Below are 20,572 nucleotides of genomic sequence, written 5' to 3'. Positions count from 1 at the left end.
GAAGGATGAGGTTTTATCCTTGTAGTTTGTTGATTGTACTGACAATTAATCGCGTGAGTTCATCTGCTTCTTTTATAACTGGTGAGATTTTTTCTGGTGCTGCTAACCCTACTCTTTCAGAAATCACTAGATGAGTATCCAGTTCTCTGAGCGAACCTAGAGCTATTCGCAAATATCGAATATACTCTTGTCTAGTAACACGCCCATATCCCTCCGCAATGTTAGCTGGTACTGATACAGATGCACGGCGAATTTGACTGGTAATACCATAAATTTCAGACGAATGAAAAGATTTAGTTAATTCGTAGCAAAGTTGACAAAGATAAATACCCCGCTGCCAGATGTATTGTTCTCTATGGGTCATACAACATAATTTTCTCCTTACTTATCATAGTAATCTTTATCTAATTCAAAGAAGTCTAGTGTAGGAGAGGAGAAAGAAAGGATACCAGAAGAATTAGGAAAAGAGCAGTCACAAATTCTCTGCTGAAAATCCGCTATATTCCTTCTTCCTTCTTCCCTCTTCCTTCTTCCTTCTTCCTTCAATTACAGCCAATCGTCGTCATCATCCCAATCGTCACTTTGATTTTGATAAGGGCGACTTGGGCGATTAGCACTGCTTCTACGATCGCCCATACGATCGCCCATGCGATCGCCCATACGATCGCCCATACGATCGCCCATACGATCGTTCATACGATCGGGAATTGGATCGACAGTCGATCGGCGATACGGTTTAGCATTGGTATAATAGCTGCTGTCATCGCTGCGCCGCTTGGTACCGTCGCCCGTAAAAGTCCGCTTCACAGACTCAAAGAAATCATCATCATCGTCATCATCAGCAAAAGCTGAAACTTCCCGGCTCAAATCGTAAAGAGCATCTTGCAAATCCGAACCAACTTGGTCAACTCCTCGCTCATCATTGCGTTCCAAACTGTCTCGCAATTCCCGAATTAAAGTTTCAATGCGCTGGCGACTTCTTTGAGCAAACTGCATTCCGCGATCGAGCGCTACCTCTCGCAACTGCCGCTCCGCTTGATAAGCTAAAGCTTCAGAGCGATTGCGTTTTTCTACCTTTTCCCGCTGCAACTTATCAGCTTGAGCAAACTGTTCCGCATCGCGAATCATTTGATTCACTTCCTGCTGAGTCAGCGTCGAAGCACCTTGCACAGTAATGCTTTGTTCCCTGCCGGTAGTTTTGTCTAAAGCAGTCACCAACAGCATCCCGTTAGCATCAATATCAAAAGCTACTTGCACCTGCGGAATCCCTCGCGGTGCCGGCGGAATTCCAGTTAGTTTAAACCGTCCCAAAGACTTATTATCCCGGCCTAATTCCCGTTCCCCTTGGATTACGTGAATTTCTACCACAGTTTGGTTGTTTTCAGCAGTCGAAAAAATGTCCGATCGCCTGACGGGAATAGTAGTATTCCGAGGAATCAGTTTTTTCATCACCCCGCCGATAGTTTCCAAACCCAGCGACAGCGGTGTCACGTCCAACAGCAGCACATCGCGGACATCGCCACCCAAAATCCCCGCTTGAATTGCCGCTCCCACCGCCACAACTTCATCCGGGTTGACATTTTGATTCGGTTCTCGATCGATCAAACTGCGAACAACTTCCTGAACCAAAGGAATGCGAGTCGAACCGCCGACTAGCACAACTTCATCAATGCGAGAAGGACTCAAATTTGCATCTGCCAAAGCTTGTTTCACCGGACGCCGCAACCGCTGCACCAAATCTGTGCACAGCCCCTCAAATTGACCGCGAGTTAGTCGCGTTTCCAAATGCAAAGGCCCATCTTCATTCGCATCGATAAACGGCAAATTAATCTCCGTGACACCGACTCCCGACAGCTCAATCTTGGCTTTTTCTGCCGCTTCGATCAATCGCTGCAAAGCTTGGCGGTTGCGTCGCAAATCGATTCCTTCTTTTTCTAAGAATTGATCTGCCAACCAATCAACAATTTTGGAGTCAAAATCATTGCCGCCCAATTGAGTATCGCCGCTAGTTGCTTTAACTTCAAATACTCCGTCTCCCACGTCTAAAATCGACACATCAAAAGTACCGCCGCCCAAATCAAACACTAAAATAGTTTGACTTTCTCGCCTGTCCAAACCGTAAGCCAAAGAAGCCGCTGTCGGCTCATTTAAAATCCGCTTGACTTCAAGTCCGGCAATTCGTCCCGCATCCCGCGTCGCCTGTCGCTGCGAGTCGTTGAAATAAGCCGGAACAGTAATTACAGCCCCCGTCACCTCTTGTCCCAGATAGCGGCTGGCTTCATCGGCCAGTTTCCGCAACACCATCGCCGAAATTTCCTCTGGGGCAAAATCTTTTTTCAGGCGGGGACACTTGACTTTGATGTTCCCGTTTTCGTCACGGCGAGTTGTGTAAGGGACGCGCTTCGATTCAGGAGTCAGTTCGGTATATTTGCGTCCGATGTACCGCTTGACGGCGTAAAACGTGTTTTGCGGGTTGAGAACAGTTTGGCGTCTGGCCATCTGTCCGACAAGGCGTTCTCCTTCCTTGGTGAAAGCAACCACCGAGGGAGTTGTGCGCATCCCTTCTGCGTTGGCAATCACAACCGGTTTGCCGCCTTCCATGACGGCTACTACTGAGTTTGTCGTTCCGAGGTCAATGCCAACTACTTTTCCCATACGTCCATTGTCTCCTGTGGCGTTGTGTGTAGCTTTTTCAATATCAGCGTTAAGTATGATTGCATTTATTGTACCGCGTCGAGAAGCGGGGGCTGCGGGGGGATTGCCTCACCTGCGGCTGAGCCTGGGGTGCGATCGCTCCGCTGGTGGATTGGCGATCGCCTTTAGGAGTAGGATTGTCAACTTGGGAAAGCCGTGTATGTCCATCTTTTGAAAGCAAAAAAAATTAGAGAATTGATTAACTACTGCGTTTTGCTAAACTAAAAGCAGCTAGCAGGATTGTTGAGCAAACAGGAACATAAAAATATGACTGTCAACTCTGTTCAGAATTCAGAATCCTCTCAAGAACACTCGATCGTTGACGTGCAGCAGACAAGCTGCTGCATTGTCGGAGGTGGGCCGGCGGGTGCTGTTTTAGCATTACTTTTAGCGCGGCAAAACATTCCAGTCATGCTGCTAGAAGTACACAAAGATTTTGACCGAGAATTTCGCGGCGATACGCTGCATCCGTCAGTAATGGAAATTATGGAGCAATTGGGTTTAGCAGAAAAATTGCTGGAATTCCCCCATACAAAAATGCGCCGCCTCACCATCCAAGCTGCTGGCAATACCGCCACACTCGTAGATTTGTCCAGTCTCAAAACCAAGTATCCTTACATCACTATCCTTCCCCAAGTCAAGTTTCTCGAATTCATCATTGCCGAAGCGCAGCGCTACCCCTGTTTTCAGCTAGTAATGGGAGCTAATGCACAAGAAACGATCGTAGAAAATGGCGTTGTGTGCGGAATTCGATACCGGGGACGCGGGGGATGGCATGAAGTGCGATCGACCCTCACAGTCGGTGCAGACGGTCGCTTTTCTCGCCTTCGCCAATTAGCAGGTTTTGAACCGATTAAAACTTCCTCGCCGATGGATGTGCTGTGGTTTCGTTTGCCGCGCAGTGCCGATGATGTCAAAGATTCCGGCGTGGGAGGTCGAGCTGTTGGAGGTCATTTATTAGTCACGATCGACCGCTTGGATTATTGGCAACTCGGTTACATTATTCTGAAAGGCAGCTATCAGAAATTGCGCGAATCAGGAATAGAAGCTTTGCAAAAATCTGTTGCTGAATTAGCACCAGAATTTGCAGATAGGGTCGAGCAACTAAAAGATTGGTCGCAAATTTCTTTTCTGTCCGTTGAATCCAGTCGCCTTCCCCGCTGGTATCGTCCCGGTTTGCTCTTAATTGGGGATGCCGCTCACGTCATGTCGCCCGTAGGCGGTGTGGGAATTAACTATGCTATTCAAGATGCTGTCGTCGCGGCTAATGTACTCAGCAACCCCCTGAAAAACCATCACTTGCATCTGTGGGATTTGGCAGAAGTGCAGCGGCAGCGGGAGTTGCCCACGCGGGTAATTCAAGCATTTCAGTCCTTGATGCAGGAGGGAATTATTAAGGGGGCATTAAATAGCGATCGACCGTTTACACCACCAGCTTTGTTGCAGTTACCAATTTTGCGAAATATTCCAGCGCGATTAATTGGTTTTGGATTAAATCGGGTTCGCGTGCGAAATTAATCAGATACCACACAAACTTAAAGAAGCCGGAGTTATGCAAAGTATTAAAGTACGATCGCGCGTCGGTTCGGACGGGATGCTGCATTTGCAAGTCCCGGTTGGGATTACAGATACAGATTTGGAAGTTATTGTAGTTTTCCAGCGCATATCACCCGCAAATGAAGCTAAAACACCGGAAGATTTAGGCTGGTCTCCCGGTTTTTTTGAGATAACTTGCGGGTGCTTTCAGGATGAACCTTTAGTGCGGGGAGAACAAGGGGAATTTGAAAAACGGGAGGAATTGCTGTGATTTCTTTGCTGTGATTTCTTTGCTGGATAACAAGACCTGTAAATGACTTACTTGCTGTATGCAGGTGTCGATGGATTGTAGAGGACAGCGATGATTGAACAACTTACTCCAGAACAAGAAGATTTAATGCTAGTTTATCATGAAAAGTGGTGCGAAATCATGTACTCCACTGAGCCGATCGATCGCGAAAAAGCATCAGAGGCAGTTAAACAAGCTTACCTCGCAATTGACGAAAAAGAACCCGAAATTATTTTTTGCGGTAGCCCCTACGAAGCCGCTAATCTTCTTATGAGCTGCGAATCACTTACTCAGCTATATGAAAAATTCGGAGCCAACCTTTTTGAGAAATTTGCAGAGCAACTGTACAACGAGACTTGGGAAAATATAAGCGAACAGCTTTCAGATGAGTTGTCGGGCACGTTTTACCCGCAAGCATGGAATAGATTTTCTGATATTTTTCAGGAACTATTGGAAGCAAGCCTTGGTGAGGAAGAATTTTTTCATGACGAAAATTATGAGCCTCTAGATTCTATAGTATGGGCAGAATTTGCGGCAGATTGTGACTTCTGCTTCTCCGTCTTAAAGTGCAAATACAACCCCAGAAAGTGGCAAGCGCTTAAGTCTTTGACAACTCAATGCGGCTGGATTTTTACCTATGAAAAAGTTTGTATTGTGTGCGATCGCCCTCGCATTCTCTCCTTCGACAGCCAACACCGCCTCCACGCCGAAGGAGGGCCCGCCATTCAATTTGCCGATGGATACAGCATCTATTCCTATCACGGCGTCACCCTACCCGAAAAATACGGAAAAATCCACCCCAATGAGTGGCAACCCCAATGGCTGTTAGAGGAAGAAAACGCCGAACTCAAGCGAGTGCTAATTCAAGGAATTGGTTACGATCGCATAGCCCGCGAATTAGCAGCCGTTGAATTAAATACTTGGCAAGAATACACCTTATTAAAAATTGATACAAACGTTGACGTAGAGCCAATTTATATGTTAAAAATGATTTGTCCCAGCACCGGATTTATTCACGCTTTGCGAGTGCCACCCGATATTAACTCAGCGAGAGAAGCGATTAAATGGGTGAATTGGGGAGTCGATTGTGAAGAATTTTCAGTACAGACCTGAATGGCATTACAGTTTTATAAACAAAAGTGCTGAACTTATTTTGTTAAAGTCAGAACTTACGCATAAGTACCAAAAAAACCGGGTTTTTGGCCGTTTTTGCGGGTTGTAACGCGTCTTCTGGGCAAAAAAACCGGTTTCTGACTACCCGTGCGTCCAGGACTGAAAGTGTGAAATATATCACATACAATCGATAATAAAAGCTCGATCGCCCTTGCTCTGAAAAAGCCTCCAATCAAAATAACATTATGAAATTTACCCTAGATGTAGAAAACAACCCTACAGGCTGGCCAGACCACACTCAGCTACCAGAATCCGACGGTACTTTTGTTGAAAATTTTCAAAAACATCCCCAAAGTATTCTGTTAACCGATTCAATTACTTCCGTCTTACAAAGCATTCATCCAGATGGTAACTATTGTATCGGTCAAGACAGTGGCATTTATTGGCGATTAACTGAGCCGCTAGAACGGAGTGCAGAAGCGCCAGACTGGTTTTATGTGCCTAATGTTCCGCCAACTATTGACGGTCAATTGCGCCGTTCTTATGTGATGTGGCAAGAATTTGTAGCACCGTTAATTGTGTTAGAATTTGTATCGGGCAATGGTGCAGAAGAACGGGACAGAACGCCTTTGTTGCGCTCGGGTCAACAGGAAACTAAGCCGGGTAAATTCTGGATTTATGAAAATGTCATCCGTCCGGCATTTTACGGAATTTATGAAGTAACTAAGGCTAGCGTTGAAGTCTATCACCTGATCGAAGATAGGTATCAATTAGTTGGTGCAAATGAGCGCGGTCATTATCCCATTGAACCGTTAGGAGTGGAATTGGGAATTTGGCAGGGAAGGTATCAAAATGTTGAGTTACCTTGGCTGCGCTGGTGGGATAGTGCAGGAAATCTGTTGTTATCGGGAGCAGAAAGAGCCGATCGCGAACAGGAAAGAGCTCAACAAGCAGAAGACCAATTAGAGCAATTGCGCGCTCAGTTGCGATCGGCCGGAATTCAACCGGAATTGTGAATTGTCTGCAAGTGCGATCGCCCCCATCTGAGCGCGATCGCATCTAAAAACTTTACAATGGCGATCGGGAACATCGATCGCTCCTATTGAAGCTAAAATCAAACAACAACCCAAAATAAATCTATGGGACTCTTTGACAAGATTCGCGGCGAATTTGTCGATATCATCGAATGGTTGGACAATACCAGCGATACCATTGCCTATCGATTCGAGCGTCACCAAAACGAAATTAAACAAGGTGCTAAACTAACTGTACGACCCGGACAAATAGCAGTCTTTGTCAGCGAAGGTCAAGGTGCCGATGTCTTCGCTCCGGGAATGTACGAACTGTACACCCGCAACTTACCCGTTCTCAGCACCTTAAAAGGTTGGTCCTACGGTTTTAACTCTCCCTTTAAAGCAGAAGTCTACTTTTTTAACACCAAAATATTTACCAACCTGAGATGGGGAACCTCTAACCCTGTAATTATCCGCGATCCAGAACTCGGCCCAGTGAGAATGCGGGCTTTTGGCACATACAACATTAAAGTTTCTCATCCAGAACAACTCTTAAAACAACTAATCAGCACTGACGGACTATTTCAAGTAGATGAAATCACCGATCAACTCCGCAATACAATAGTCAGTGCCTTTGCCAATTGGGTTGGCAGTTCCCGCGTTCCCCTCTTAGACTTTGCAGCCAACTACACCCACATGGGCGAACAAGTACGAGTTGCCATAGAGCCAAGTATCCAGCAGTTTGGGTTAGAGTTAACTCAGCTATTAATTGAAAATATCTCGATGCCGCCTGAAGTTGAAGCAGCACTCGACAAACGAGCCTCAATCGGACTTCTGGGAAATATGCAGCAATATACCCAATATCAAGCTGCTAACGCCATAGAAGCATCAGCAAATAACCCCAGCGGCGGCAATCAAGCATTAGAATTTGGCATGGGAATGGCACTAGGTCAGCAAATGACAAATATGATGCAGCCGCCAGCATCGCAAACACCGCCGCCACCTCCCCCACCCACACAAACTCAGTGGTATATTGCCCACAACGGTCAACAATTAGGCCCTTTTGAATTGCATCAACTTCTGCAAAATGGTTTGACACATCAGGTAATGGTGTGGCGTGCGGGTTTTGACGGCTGGAAGTTAGCATCGCAAGTGCCGGAATTAGCATCTTTGTTGGCGACAGTACCGCCGCCTCCCCCGCCAGCGGCAGCCTAAAATTTTGCATATTTAGTTAATTGGTAATTAGTAATTGATCGGGTTTCCAAATTACCAATTACCAATTACATCACCAATAAACTATTATGAATACTTCGGAACCTGCTGTTAAGCGTTTTCCCTGTCCTAGCTGCGGGGCTTATTTAGAGTTCAACCCCCAAGCAGGAAAACTCAAGTGTGCTTACTGCGGCTGGGAAGATGCAATTCCCCAAACTGCTGAAGAGGTAAAGGAAAATTCTTACGAACAATATCTACAATTCGACGAAACAACGCTGACAACTTTATCAACAACAGCCCTTGAAGTAAAATGCAATGATTGCGGAGCAAGTGTTACTTTTGAACCGCCGAAAGTAGCGGGCCAATGCCCATTTTGCGCTTCTCCAATTGTGACGCAACCTGAAAAAGCTAGCCCGAGTGTGCATCCAGAGGGAATTGTTCCTTTTGAAGTTACTGATAAACAAGCCAGAGAAAGCATTCAGAAGTGGCTAAGCAACCGCTGGTTTGCTCCTTCTGCTTTGAAATCCCTAGCGCAACAAGAGAAAATTCAAGGGGTTTATTTGCCGTTTTGGACTTACGACACTTATACCGTTAGTTACTATCAGGGTTCTCGCGGAGAACACTACTACGTGACTGAAACTTATACGGAAACAAACTCGCAGGGCGAAACTGAAACTAAAACTCGCGAAGTCCAACATACCAGGTGGTGGCCTGCTTCTGGCAGAGTCGATCGCTCTTTTGACGATATTCTGATTCCGGCCACAACTTCTGTCGATCGCCGCCGTCTGGATGCGTTAGAACCTTGGCATCTCAAAGAGTCGCTGCGCGCTTACAATTCATCTTATTTACCTGGGTTTGAAGCGCAGCGAACGCAAGTTTCTCTCACTCAAGGATTTGAATCGGCTAAAAATGTCATGGCCGGTACTATTCACTTCGATGTTTGCAGGAATATTGGTGGCGACGAGCAGCGGGTTCACAGCATTTCCACTGATTACAATGCTATCACTTTTAAACATATTTTGTTACCTGTGTGGTTGTGTGCCTATCGCTATCAAAACCAGCGATATCAAGTAATGGTTAATGCTCGCACCGCTGAAGTTCAAGGTGAGCGTCCCTACAGTGTTTGGAAGATTACTGCTGCTGTGGTTAGCGGTGTCGTGGTTGCGGGTGTTATGTACCTATTGTTTACTGGTAATTGGAGATATATCCGTGTTCCCGGTCTGCCTCAACCGCAACCCCAACCAACTTCCTTACCCGTACCGCACCAAAGTTTACCGCCAGTTCCTATTCCCTCTACCGCACCTGTACCGAGCCAAAAATTACCACCAGCGCCTGTTCCCTCTTCACTGTAGTAATTCTGGATGAAGCCGTCACCGAAGGCTGCGGAGGCATCGTCGGTGTAGTAGTCGCGATCGATGTCAGTAAAATTAACTCAATTATTATTTGAGCCGAATCAATAAATTTAAGGTAAATCTACCTTAAGGAGTACACAACAGTGTTTTTACGTATCTTTTTTAATACACCTAAATTAAAGAGAACTTGTTATATTTAATTTAGGCGTTGCTTTAACGATTGATTGTGAGTAAACTCGATTTAATTCTACTGAAAATTTTAATAAAAACAAATACTGTTTTCATAAAAAATAGATAAAATACGAACTATTGACATTAAACAAAATTTCAATAACGGCACTCTATAGCATATCAGACATACTGAAAAATCGAAAGTTTGTAAATATATTGTGTCAAAAAATCACAAGAATATTGAATTAGTACAACCAACGAACTTTTAATAACATAATTAGATAATTAATTGTATGAATCAAAATAAAATTAAATGGTTAGCTGCCGCTCTAATGCTAATAGACCACATCGGATTAATGCTTGAAGCAGAACCCATGCGTATCATCGGTCGCCTCAGTTTTCCGTTGTTTAGTTGGGTGTTTGCTCAAAATTGGAAACGACCGGGAGACAAAAATCCTCTAATTACTCGACTGCTATTATTTGGGGTACTTTCTCAAATACCTCATATGTTACTTTTTGGCAATTTAAAGTTAAACATCATGTTTAGCTTTGCCGCAGCAGCACTAACTTTGAGCTACATCCGACGCTTCGATCGCAAAATTGCAGTTTTAAGCACAGGTCTAGTAACTGCTCAAATTTTAGGAGTGAGTTACGGCTGGTATGCAGTGGCTTGCCCGCTATTGATGATTAGGTGGAAAGGAGGAGGCGATCGCCTTTGGTGGTTCGGCTGGACTATAGCAAATATCGGATATACAATTAGTTGCAAAAGCTGGATTCAAATTTTCGCTATATTGACACCGCTAGTTCTGGCATTCTACGATACCTCTAAAGACCAAAAACCAACGGCTCTCGAAAAAAGATTTTTCTATTATTTTTACCCACTACACCTTGGGGGGCTAGCGGCACTGCGAACAATTGTCTAAATAAGACTGGGGATTCTAATTAGTTCATTGTTGATTTTTTATTTAAACGAAGTACAACCGCGTCTCTGAGCGATCGCCCTCACAGAAGAGTGCGATCGCTTTCTAAACTGTATTGCCAACATTCAACTCACCAAGGCGCTTCAAAATACTCAGCACGCTGTACAAATCGTTTCCCGGATTGAACATAGAAAACCAGCGAGAAAAAGCATACTGTGGTGTTTCCCGCTTAACTAATTTGACAAATAAAAAACTAGAGCCATTGACTAACAGTCCGTAAGTATGTCGATCGGCACTCAGATTAGCTAACATATAAGCTAGTAACTGCGGTATGCCTATTTCCCAAGAAAACGCAGCTTTCTTAGATTCAATAACTACTACCCACAACTCCTGAAATAAAGCCAAAACATCCAACTGTCCCCTCACAATCACTCCCTCATCTTCGTCAACAATTTCTACAGATTTTTCTGAAGTAACATGAAAAGGAGCAAGATAAAAATCAGCTAAATCCAAAAACGGAGACAGCACCACCATTTTGACTGTATTTTCGAGCAGCGGCGGATGTTTGAGCAAATTCCTGTAACTTGCTTTCACTCTGTCTAATCGTTGTTTTTCATAATCACTGATTTCTGGCAAATCATCTTGCCACTCGCGAAAAAATTGGTCATCCTCAACCCACTCAATTTTGAAGTGGGTTTCCAAATCATTCAGTGCGACATTTCTAGCTTGAATTGTTTGTACCATCGTTTTACACTAAGTTTAAAGTCTATACAGATTGTGTAGTAAGGTGGCAACGGCCACCTTACAAATGGATTGTTGACCTAATTACTGCCTCTATTAACTCTTGCTTTCCAACGCATCAACTCTCTTTTCCAGTTCTAGTATCCTCTGAATCATGGGTACACCTTCGACAGAATCTAGGTGTTTAGCTAGGGCGCTAACTATGACATCAGTTTGAGATATGCCCGTTTGCTGAACATATCTTTTGAGCTTGCTAAAAAGACTAGGAGGAACTCTAACAGCTATTTGAGATTTTTTACTCGGAGGTAGACCCTTGAGTTTGGGTTCTACACTTAATGGTTCTACTGCTTCTAGTGGGTGATTTACTTTGTAAACTTCAAAGTCTTTTTCTCTAATTGTGAAAATCCGTCTGTTAAAATACTCGTGATTTCCTTCAGTAAAAGTAGGGGGAGCACCATCTTTTAATTCTGCAGATCCCAACAGCCTTTGACCTTCTTGCTGAAGCTCTGAAAGACGTTCTTTAGAGACCCCTTTTCTGCTACAAAAATCTACTTCGCTCTCTCGCACCCAAGGCATTTTACTGATCTCTTCCTCTTCTACAAGCCAGACAATTTTAGCTTCGTGTACTAACGTCTCGTCTCTGACTAAACTGCCCATAATTTTTACCTCTATGTGGATGATAACCAGATTATAGCACGTATGGCAAATATGGCAATGCCATAACTCAGCTACGCCAAAAATAACTCAGAGCATCCCCGCACTCCTCACATCCACCAGCCCCAGTTCCCAAAAAATGTAACGAGTTGTAAAGTATAATTAAACCGAAGCGAACACAGAGGCCAAGTAGTATCAAATGCGAGTTGCGATCGCCGGAGCAGGCTTAGCAGGACTTTCCTGCGCAAAATATCTTACCGACGCGGGCCACACCCCCATCCTCCTAGAAAGTCGGGACGTACTCGGCGGCAAAGTCGCCGCCTGGAAAGATGCAGACGGCGACTGGTACGAAACCGGCCTTCACATCTTCTTCGGTGCATACCCAAATATGCTCCAACTCTTCAAAGAACTCGACATCGAAGACAGGCTGCAATGGAAACAGCACAGCATGATTTTCAATCAGCCAAACAACCCCGGAACTTATTCGCGGTTTGACTTTCCCGATCTTCCGGCCCCCTTCAACGGCGTCGCAGCCATCCTGGGCAACAACGATATGCTCACCTGGCCCGAAAAAATCCGCTTCGGTATAGGTTTGATTCCAGCCATGCTTCAGGGTCAAAACTATGTCGAAGAAATGGACAAATACTCGTTTTCCGACTGGCTCAAAAAGCAAAACGTCCCCCCCAGAGTCGAAAAAGAAGTATTCATCGCCATGTCCAAGGCGCTCAACTTCATCGACCCCCACGAAATATCTGCAACCATACTGCTGACAGCCCTCAACCGCTTCCTGCAAGAGAAAAACGGCTCGAAAATGGCCTTTTTAGACGGTTCCCCCACAGAGAGGTTGTGTCAGCCGATGGTAGACTACATAACTGAGCGCGGTGGCGAAGTACGGCTGAATGCACCCATCAAAGAGTTTTTGCTCAACGATGACAACACGGTGCGCGGCTTCCACATTCGGGGCGTCAAAGGGGCAGAGTCAGAAATTCTGACGGCCGATATTTACGTTTCTGCGATGCCGGTTGACCCGCTGAAGCTGATGATGCCGAAACCTTGGGGCGAAATGGATTATTTCAAACAGCTCGAAGGCTTGGAGGGAGTACCCGTCATTAATGTACACTTGTGGTTCGATCGCAAGCTAACTGAAATCGACCATTTGCTGTTCTCGCGATCGCCCCTGCTGAGCGTCTACGCCGACATGAGCAACACCTGCCGCGAATATGCCAACCCAGACAAATCAATGCTGGAACTGGTTTTAGCACCGGCCAAAGACTGGATAGGCAAATCTGACGAAGATATCGTCGCAGCCACAATGGTCGAGTTAGAAAAACTCTTTCCCGATCAAATCCCAGAACCAGCCAAACTGCTCAAATATCACGTAGTCAAAACCCCACGTTCCGTTTACAAAGCCACTCCCGGACGCCAGCAGTGCCGTCCCACACAAACAACTCCCATTAGCAATTTCTATCTAACGGGGGATTATACAATGCAGCGTTATCTTGCGAGTATGGAAGGTGCCGTGCTTTCTGGTAAGCTGACAGCGCAGGCTATTTCGACGGCCAATAACAAATGAAAAATTAAGAATTTTTCATAAAAACGTAAAAGAATCTCCCGTTTTCTAAACGGGGGAATGTCAGTTCTAATCTTTAAATTTCTTATTCTCGGATGCTGCAACTGTCAAAACTCCAGTGCATGAGAACTCTGGCTTCTGTGGATGACTCTTACGAACTGTGCCGCCAAGTTACGGCGAGTTATGCCAAAAATTTTTATTTAGGCACTCAACTCATGCCCGAAGCGAAGCGTCGGGCAATTTGGGCGATTTACGTCTGGTGCCGCCGCACCGACGAACTCGTAGACGGGCCGGGTTCTGATGCAACGACCCCTGAAACCCTCAATCTGTGGGAAAAACGCCTAGAATCTGTGTTTGCCGGCCATCCTCACGACGACTACGACGTAGCTTTGGTGGATACGCTGTCTCGTTTCCCGATCGACATTCAGCCGTTTCGGGAGATGATTGCGGGCCAGCAAATGGATTTGTACCGCAGCCGCTACGAAACTTTTGAAGAGCTCAATCTTTACTGTTATCGAGTAGCGGGTACTGTAGGGCTGATGTCGATGTCTGTCATGGGTGTAGACGAATCGAAGTCCGCTGCTAATTGGAATTGGCACTGGGGGAATAGAATTCCCAAAGAAGAAGCCATCTCCCTCGGTATTGCCAAGCAGTTGACTAATATTCTGCGCGATGTCGGAGAAGACGCCCGCCGCGGCCGCATTTACATTCCCTTAGAAGACTTAGCCTTGTTTAACTACACCGAAGAAGATTTATTCAACGGTGTCATTGACAACCGCTGGCGGGAATTGATGCGGTTTCAAATTCAGCGAGCTCGCAAATTATACGCCAGCGCCGAACCCGGAATTAAAGTGCTGAGTCCCGATATCCGCTGGACAGTTTGGGCTGCTACCATGCTGTACAGCAGGATCTTAAATGCGATCGAACGCAATCAGTACGATGTTTTCCAAAAGCGGGCTTATGTTAGCAATTCTCAGAAACTGCTGTGTCTCCCCGCCGCTTGGCTGAAGTCAAAAGTGCTTTAGCCGCGGGCCGTATTGCTGGCGATTCGGCAACGGGTAAGGGGTATTTGTCAAGTTACAAATTATATGATGTCCAGCAAATTGCATATTAGATTTGTGGGGACGCGCTAGTGCCGTGTCCCTGCCTGCTGTGTATCGATATAAGTCAAAGTGGCGGTGTAGCGGGTGAAATTTTCAATTGATCGATCGAACTTTCCAACAATTGCTTTTCCTGCTGGAGTTTTGCCTCTAAATTTTGAATTTGTTCCCGGCGGGCTTCAACTTCAATCAAGCGGCGAGACAATTCTTGACTCTGCAAAGTGAGAGATTGCCGCCAATCTTCTGCTTTCTGGGCTTCTTGCTGCAAAAAATCGGGAGTAAAGCCTGTTGTTAAATATTTATCTACTAATTGTAGCACCCAGTTGGTCGCTGCTTGAATATGTAAAATCTGGCTATTTTCGTCAACATTTGCTAATACTAAAATCCCTTGATTTAAAACATTAGTTGCAGAGTTAATTTGATTTCGATCAAAATCTTTCTGTAATGTCAAGAAACTTTCTTCACTAATAATAGCCCAAGTATCATCAGAATTTTGGCAAGCCAGCAATTGCAGACTTATCTCGCCTAAATTTTCCTGATTTTGTACTTGGGCTAAATATAACATGAGGGTAATTAGTAATTGGTTATTGGTTCTTAGATAGGGGTTATTAGTTATTTCTTGTAAGATTTGCGAGTTCGTAGGGGCGGGTTTTACCAACAATAATTGCCTGAAACTAACTATCTCGTAAACCCGCCCCCGCAAAAGTCAACAGTCAACTATTAAAACACCTTTAGCCGATCGCGCAAAATCTCCGCTTGTTTTTCGGCTTCCGCCAAAGCATCCCTCGCGCCCTGAACCACATCAGGAGTAGCCTTATCCACAAACTTCTGATTAGTCAAACGCGCCGCAGTATGCTTAATTTCAGCTTCCACCTTGCTCAGCTTCTTCTCTAACTTAGCACGCAAAGCCTCCAAATCCACCACCCCAGCCAGAGGAATCAATACTTGCACAGTACCGACAACCCCAGCAATTGTCTGTCCTAAATCTGCATCCAAACTAGCCGTAACTGTCAGATTTTCGACTTTTGCCAAATCCTGAATGTAAACGCCTCCATCTGAGATGATTTGGCGTTCTTTCTCGCTTTCGCTTTGCAAAATCGCCGTCACCTTCACACTGGGTTTGATATCAGCATCTGCCCGCAAGTTGCGAACTGTGCGAATTGTACCGAACAACAACTCAAACTGCTGTTCCAAATCAGCATCAATTAGCGAGATATCCGCTTCAGGATAAGCTTGCAAAGCCAAACATCCATCGTCACCTGTTTGAGTCAGAGTGTGCCAAATTTCCTCAGTAATGTGCGGCATAAAAGGATGCAGAAGTTTCAGAATACCTTCCAAGACAAAAGCAAAAGTTTGCTGTGCCACTTTCTTAGAATTTGGTTCAGCATCCTGCTGCAAGCGAGATTTGACTAACTCAATATACCAGTCACAAAAATCGCCCCAAATAAACTCATAAAGTCCCTTCGCCGCTTCCCCCAAGCCGTAATTTTCCAAACAATTGCGGCTTTCTTGCACAACTTGATAATAACGAGAAAGAATCCAGCGATCGCACAATTCCAAACCAGCTTCCACAGAAGGACTTCCCAACTGCTGCGGAGTCTGTCCCTCCAAGTTCATCATCACAAACCGGGCCGCATTCCACAACTTATTCGTGAAATTCCGCGAAGCTTCCACTGATTTCGATTCATCAGTTTTGCGATCGTACTCCATGCGAATATTTTGACCGGCCCCAACCACTTCCTTAACCAAAGTGTAGCGCAAAGCATCAGTACCGTACTTGCCAATCAACAGCAGCGGATCGATACCGTTATTTTTACTTTTAGACATTTTTTGACCGTTTTCATCCAACACCAAACCGTGAATGTAAACAGTATCAAAAGGCATCTTTTCAGTAAAATGTCCGGCCATCATCGTCATTCTAGCAACCCAGAAAAATATGATATCAAAACCCGTAACTAAAGTCGTTGTCGGATAGTAAAACTCCAAATCTTTAGTTTCGTCAGGCCATCCCAGAGTTGAGAAAGGCCACAACCCAGACGAAAACCAAGTATCCAATACATCTGGATCTCTTGCTAACTGCACGTCATTACCAAATTTAGCCGTTGCTTTTTCCCTAGCTTCAGCTTCAGTTTTTGCCACCACAAACGGCGTCGTGTCAGTAATTTCTCCTTGGGTTTCGCTAACAGCATACCAAGCCGGGATTTGGTGTCCCCACCACAATTGTCGGGAGATACACCAATCCTTCAGCTTCACCAACCAATCCCGATAAACCTTTGTCCATCTTTCAGGAACAAAGACTGGTGAGTTATTTTGATCTAATTCTTTTAAAGCACGTTGAGAAAGAGGATCTATCTTCACAAACCATTGCGTAGATATCAAAGGTTCGACCGGGACTTTGCCGCGTTCGCTGTAGGGAACTGTATGCTTATAATCTTCTATTTTAACCAAAACCCCGTCACTTTCTAAGCGCTTCACCACATTTTTCCTGGCAACAAATCGGTCTTGTCCTTGGAACTCTCCGGCATTTTCGTTTAAAGTGCCGTCCTTATTCATAATGTTAATAAACGGCAAATTGTGACGCTTACCCATCTCGAAGTCATTCGGATCGTGGGCGGGAGTTACCTTGACACAACCAGTTCCGAAAGTCGGATCGACAAACTCATCAGCAATGATTGGGATTTCGCGATTCACGATCGGCAAAGTCACAGTTTTACCGATAAGATGCTTGTAGCGATCGTCCTGTGGATTCACAGCCACCCCTGTATCGCCCAACATCGTTTCCGGCCGAGTCGTCGCCACCTCTAAATAACCAGAACCGTCCGTCAAAGGATAGCGGAAATGCCACAAATGCCCGTCAACTTCCTGCTGGTCTACCTCCAAATCCGACACAGCAGACTGACTAGCCGGACACCAATTCACCAGGTAATTGCCACGATAAATCAGCCCCTCATCGTACAGGCGGACAAACGCTTCTAAAACCGCCGCGGATAAGCCTTCATCCATCGTAAAGCGTTCGCGCGACCAATCGACAGACACGCCCAAACTGCGCAATTGATTAGTAATAGTATTGCCCGATTCAGCTTTCCACTCCCAGGCCCGTTCCAAGAATTTTTCTCGGCCTAAATCGTGGCGAGTTTTGCCTTCTGCTTTGAGTTGCTTTTCGAGAATAGTTTGAACTGCGATGCTAGCATGATCCGTTCCCGGCAACCACAGCGTATTGCGTCCAGTCATGCGGTGATAGCGGACGAGGACATCAATCAGCGTCTCTTCAAAAGCGTGTCCCATGTGGAGGCTGCCGGTCACGTTGGGCGGCGGAATGACGACGCAGTAAGGTTCGCCGCCGGCTTCTGGGTCAGCTTTGAAGGTTTGATTGTCTTCCCAGTATTTTTGCCACTTGGTTTCGGTGGCTTTGGGGTCGTATTGCGGGGGTAGGTTTGCGGTCATGGTGGCTTGAGAGTTTGATCTTATTTAGATTGTGCCACAGGAGAGCGAGGAGAAGATGTTTGAACCGCAGAGGGCGCAGAGGGAAGAGAGTTGGGAGGGGATTTGAAAGAGTTGACTTATGCTGTGATTGGGGCGGCGATGGAGGTTCATAACGAGTTGGGGCCGGGGTTTTTGGAAGCGGTATATGAGAATTCGTTGCGTGAAGAACTCTCGCGCCTGGGAATTCCTTTTGAACCTCAACCTACGGTGAATGTCATTTACAAAGGTGTTGTGGTTGGGGAAGGCAGATACGATATGCTGGTTGCCAACACTCTCGTAGTTGAATTAAAGTCAGTCCAAACTATACTTCCTATCCATGAGGCTCAAGTTATCTCCTACCTCAAAATGGCTGGTTATCATCTAGCGCTTCTCATCAACTTCAATGTCCCCTTTTTAAAAGAAGGAATCTGCCACCTCATCCTCTCTTAACAAACCCTTTTATCCCTCCCCTCTCTGCGCCCTCTGCGGTTCATTCCTCTGAATATCTTTAATTATTTCACTTCCTTATAATCCACGCCATAACTCGTATCTCTCCCCGACAAATACGTAGTTTTCCCCGTTAAAGTCTCCAGAGTTTTTTTCGTTTCAGCCGAAGTAATCGTATTCAGCGGCACGCCGAACTTGCTAGCCAAACCAGCGGCCACGCCCACACCTTGTCCTTGATAAATATTCACCGTCGCAATTCGCCCGACAGATACAGCCATACCGACATAACCGGACGATCGCCCGACAATGGCTAAATTCTTGACTTTGCTAGCCAAAGCGTTTTCTATGCCGAAATTATAGACTGGTAGCGGCGGAATTCTCGCAGATAAATTCTTGACTCCGCCCCGCATATCGAAGTCGTAGGAAAAACTGCCGATCGACTTTTCGGGTGCAGTTCCCCCTTTGATAATCTCCTGCCCCGTCAGCGGATCTACCACATCGCGAACGTTCAAAGTTTGCCTGATATAAACCTCGTCTGGAATAAATACTCTCACATCTTTACCAGATTTCTTTTGTAGCCAGTATTGGAGAAATGACATTTCTCTAATCATCTCAGGAGTCGGTTTTCTGCCGTTAGCTTCCATCTTCATGATTTGGTCAACTTGGTATTTAAACAGAAACCCGTTCCAGGAGAGCACATTTTTGTTATAAACGCAGACATTGCCTTTATCAAAAAAGAATCCTTTATTTTGGCTAAACGGCAGATTTCTGTCTATGTGATACGCTGCTCCTATAGCTACGCTTCTGATGTCGTAGCCGTCTGTATATGGCTGATAAATCGTACTCCAGAAATTCCTCATCCAGAATTTTGTACTAGCCGGATCTTTAGATTTCATAATGCTGTCTTTAATTTTTTTTACCAAAGGCCTGTTGTAGAGAATTTCATCTTCTATGCTGCGGAATTCGGACATCGTTATACCTGTAATTCTTGGAACTACAGAGACAGCTAAAGTTTCATTTTTGGATTTTATATTTTGAGATTCATACCCTGTATAATAAGATAACCCTGCTTTTCTGGCGAATTCGGCATCTTGAGTTACGTCAATAAAAGAGTTGGCTTTAATTATTAGATTGCTGCCTTTTACTTCGGCATATTCAATTTTTTTATCTACGACGCGGGGAGTAAGAGTTGAGTTGGAAATAATTTTGACTTTGGCTGCTGAAAGCATCTGTTTGAGAGCTCGATCTGCCATTTTTGGGTCTAAGCAAGATTCGGGCGCATTCGCTTTATCTAAAAATTCCTTAAAACATTGGGCGTAGGGTTGACGATACCAATCGGAGATTTTATCTAAATCGATGTAAGCTAAACCGCCGCGGGTGAGTAAGCCGCCCAAAGGATCACTTCCGTAGTTCGATCGCACGATCGCAACTTTGCCCTTTGCGCCTAAAGTTTTCTTAGCCCATATCGCCGCACATATCCCCGGTACTTCATCGCCATACACTACTACATCGAACTTTTGCTCCGGTGATTTTTTGCGAGGTACGGGAGGCGGACTGCTGGATTTTTGGTGCAGAGTTCCATTGTCTAAAGTGGCACTTGCTGGGTTTCTATTTGCGATATAATTTTCTGCTTCTCTGAAAGGGGGATAGTTAACTAAAAGTTTTACTGCGACAAAGAAGATTGCAATTGAAGCTAATTTCTTGAAAGTAGAGAGCATTCAGTTGACTCGTTTATAAATTTGCAATACCTGAAAGGGCAGTTCAGGGTTTACGGAGTTGAATATAGCACGTTTAGATAGTTTCGACACAGTTTTAACTTTTCCGGTAACTGTTGTTAGAGGTTTTGCCAGTGTTACTGGTTTGGCAGGGCAATTGATGTGGGTAAGGATGGGGGGTGCGATCGCATCTCAGATATCTGGTGTCGGGAAGGGCGATCGGCTACAATAATTTAAGAACAACAATTGAGTCACCTTAAACATACAGAAAAAATGGAAAAAGTTTTTGTACATCCTGAATGTCCTTTTTCAGAAAACACATTTAACTTATTGGCACAATTTTATACTACAGCAGATGAAAGCTCAGATTTTTACCTGGCACATAAAAAAGATTTTTTAAAATATGTAGAAGAACCATTAAAGTCTGTTTCAATTCAGGTGGAACAGATGTTACCAGATTTTATAAAAAAACATATAAATATCAAGTGGGAAAGACTTGGCTCTATCATTAGACCTCTTGCAAAATAATTTTATGCTATAATCAAGGGTTTGCCTTAAGTGGAGCAGATTGCAGGTTATAGCT

Annotated in this window: 20 protein-coding genes; 13 read left to right on the top strand and 7 right to left on the bottom strand. The window is 45.0% G+C overall.

The window, feature by feature from the left end; genetic code table 11:
- Positions 1-13 precede the first annotated feature (13 nt).
- Both QUA54_RS24090 and dnaK read right to left on the bottom strand, forming a co-directional pair.
- On the bottom strand, positions 14-364 hold the full coding sequence (locus QUA54_RS24090) for a four helix bundle protein (protein ID WP_172186580.1): 351 nt from the start codon (positions 362-364) through the stop codon (positions 14-16).
- 182 nt (positions 365-546) lie between these two features.
- Positions 547-2,655: a molecular chaperone DnaK gene (gene dnaK, locus QUA54_RS24085; RefSeq protein WP_333416614.1), complete on the bottom strand. Its 2,109-nt coding sequence runs from the start codon at positions 2,653-2,655 to the stop codon at positions 547-549.
- A gap of 55 nt (positions 2,656-2,710) precedes the next feature.
- Between dnaK and QUA54_RS24080 the strand changes: the two genes are divergently transcribed.
- The 8 genes from QUA54_RS24080 to QUA54_RS24045 all read left to right on the top strand — a co-directional run bounded on the left by QUA54_RS24080 (position 2,711) and on the right by QUA54_RS24045 (position 10,303).
- Positions 2,711-2,869 (top strand): hypothetical protein, encoded by a 159-nt coding sequence (locus QUA54_RS24080; RefSeq protein ID WP_333416613.1) that lies wholly within the window; start codon positions 2,711-2,713, stop codon positions 2,867-2,869.
- A gap of 92 nt (positions 2,870-2,961) precedes the next feature.
- Positions 2,962-4,212: an FAD-dependent oxidoreductase gene (locus tag QUA54_RS24075; RefSeq protein WP_333416612.1), complete on the top strand. Its 1,251-nt coding sequence runs from the start codon at positions 2,962-2,964 to the stop codon at positions 4,210-4,212.
- 34 nt (positions 4,213-4,246) lie between these two features.
- Entirely contained in the window at positions 4,247-4,501 is a 255-nt protein-coding gene (locus QUA54_RS24070; protein ID WP_172186576.1) for a hypothetical protein, read from the top strand.
- Positions 4,502-4,591: 90 nt separating this feature from the next.
- Positions 4,592-5,632 carry a DUF6745 domain-containing protein gene (locus tag QUA54_RS24065; RefSeq protein WP_333204284.1) on the top strand — a complete coding sequence of 347 codons (1,041 nt, stop codon included), beginning with the start codon at positions 4,592-4,594 and terminating at the stop codon, positions 5,630-5,632.
- Between the two features lie 245 nt (positions 5,633-5,877).
- Positions 5,878-6,648, top strand: coding sequence for a Uma2 family endonuclease (locus QUA54_RS24060; RefSeq protein WP_333416611.1), 771 nt, complete (start codon positions 5,878-5,880; stop codon positions 6,646-6,648).
- Positions 6,649-6,771: 123 nt separating this feature from the next.
- Positions 6,772-7,860 carry an SPFH domain-containing protein gene (locus QUA54_RS24055; protein ID WP_333416610.1) on the top strand — a complete coding sequence of 363 codons (1,089 nt, stop codon included), beginning with the start codon at positions 6,772-6,774 and terminating at the stop codon, positions 7,858-7,860.
- 86 nt (positions 7,861-7,946) lie between these two features.
- A complete protein-coding gene (locus tag QUA54_RS24050) occupies positions 7,947-9,209 on the top strand; it encodes a hypothetical protein (protein ID WP_333416609.1) in 1,263 nt (420 codons plus the stop codon).
- 464 nt (positions 9,210-9,673) lie between these two features.
- A complete protein-coding gene (locus tag QUA54_RS24045; protein WP_333416608.1) occupies positions 9,674-10,303 on the top strand; it encodes a TraX family protein in 630 nt (209 codons plus the stop codon).
- 102 nt (positions 10,304-10,405) lie between these two features.
- Here QUA54_RS24045 and QUA54_RS24040 read toward each other — a convergent pair whose 3' ends face one another.
- Entirely contained in the window at positions 10,406-11,044 is a 639-nt protein-coding gene (locus QUA54_RS24040) for a restriction endonuclease subunit R (RefSeq protein WP_333416607.1), read from the bottom strand.
- A gap of 93 nt (positions 11,045-11,137) precedes the next feature.
- Positions 11,138-11,698, bottom strand: a complete 561-nt coding sequence (locus QUA54_RS24035; protein ID WP_333416606.1) for a DUF6009 family protein — start codon at positions 11,696-11,698, stop codon at positions 11,138-11,140.
- 196 nt (positions 11,699-11,894) lie between these two features.
- On the opposite strand from QUA54_RS24035, the gene pds reads away from it, so the two are divergent.
- The gene (gene pds / locus QUA54_RS24030) at positions 11,895-13,268 is read left to right on the top strand and encodes a 15-cis-phytoene desaturase (RefSeq protein ID WP_333187388.1); all 1,374 of its coding nucleotides are present in this window, start codon (positions 11,895-11,897) and stop codon (positions 13,266-13,268) included.
- Positions 13,269-13,360: 92 nt separating this feature from the next.
- Positions 13,361-14,290: a 15-cis-phytoene synthase CrtB gene (crtB, locus tag QUA54_RS24025; RefSeq protein WP_172186569.1), complete on the top strand. Its 930-nt coding sequence runs from the start codon at positions 13,361-13,363 to the stop codon at positions 14,288-14,290.
- Between the two features lie 142 nt (positions 14,291-14,432).
- On the opposite strand, the gene QUA54_RS24020 is transcribed toward crtB, so the two are convergent.
- A complete protein-coding gene (locus QUA54_RS24020) occupies positions 14,433-14,930 on the bottom strand; it encodes a hypothetical protein (RefSeq protein ID WP_333416605.1) in 498 nt (165 codons plus the stop codon).
- Positions 14,931-15,085: 155 nt separating this feature from the next.
- A complete protein-coding gene (locus QUA54_RS24015; protein WP_333416604.1) occupies positions 15,086-17,809 on the bottom strand; it encodes a valine--tRNA ligase in 2,724 nt (907 codons plus the stop codon).
- A gap of 102 nt (positions 17,810-17,911) precedes the next feature.
- On the opposite strand from QUA54_RS24015, the gene QUA54_RS24010 reads away from it, so the two are divergent.
- On the top strand, positions 17,912-18,277 hold the full coding sequence (locus tag QUA54_RS24010; RefSeq protein WP_333416603.1) for a GxxExxY protein: 366 nt from the start codon (positions 17,912-17,914) through the stop codon (positions 18,275-18,277).
- A gap of 62 nt (positions 18,278-18,339) precedes the next feature.
- On the opposite strand, the gene QUA54_RS24005 is transcribed toward QUA54_RS24010, so the two are convergent.
- Positions 18,340-19,992, bottom strand: a complete 1,653-nt coding sequence (locus tag QUA54_RS24005; protein WP_333416602.1) for an FAD-dependent oxidoreductase — start codon at positions 19,990-19,992, stop codon at positions 18,340-18,342.
- Positions 19,993-20,050: 58 nt separating this feature from the next.
- Between QUA54_RS24005 and QUA54_RS24000 the strand changes: the two genes are divergently transcribed.
- Entirely contained in the window at positions 20,051-20,221 is a 171-nt protein-coding gene (locus QUA54_RS24000) for a hypothetical protein (protein ID WP_333416601.1), read from the top strand.
- A 41-nt stretch (positions 20,222-20,262) separates the two neighbouring features.
- The gene (locus QUA54_RS23995; protein ID WP_333416600.1) at positions 20,263-20,517 is read left to right on the top strand and encodes a hypothetical protein; all 255 of its coding nucleotides are present in this window, start codon (positions 20,263-20,265) and stop codon (positions 20,515-20,517) included.
- Positions 20,518-20,572 lie beyond the last annotated feature (55 nt).

The sequence above is a fragment of the Microcoleus sp. MOSTC5 genome (genome assembly GCF_036701825.1).
In the GTDB taxonomy this organism is placed as follows: domain Bacteria; phylum Cyanobacteriota; class Cyanobacteriia; order Cyanobacteriales; family Microcoleaceae; genus Microcoleus; species Microcoleus asticus.
The sequence above is the reverse complement of the archived record's forward strand: the minus strand, read 5'-3'. Positions and strand labels throughout refer to the sequence as shown.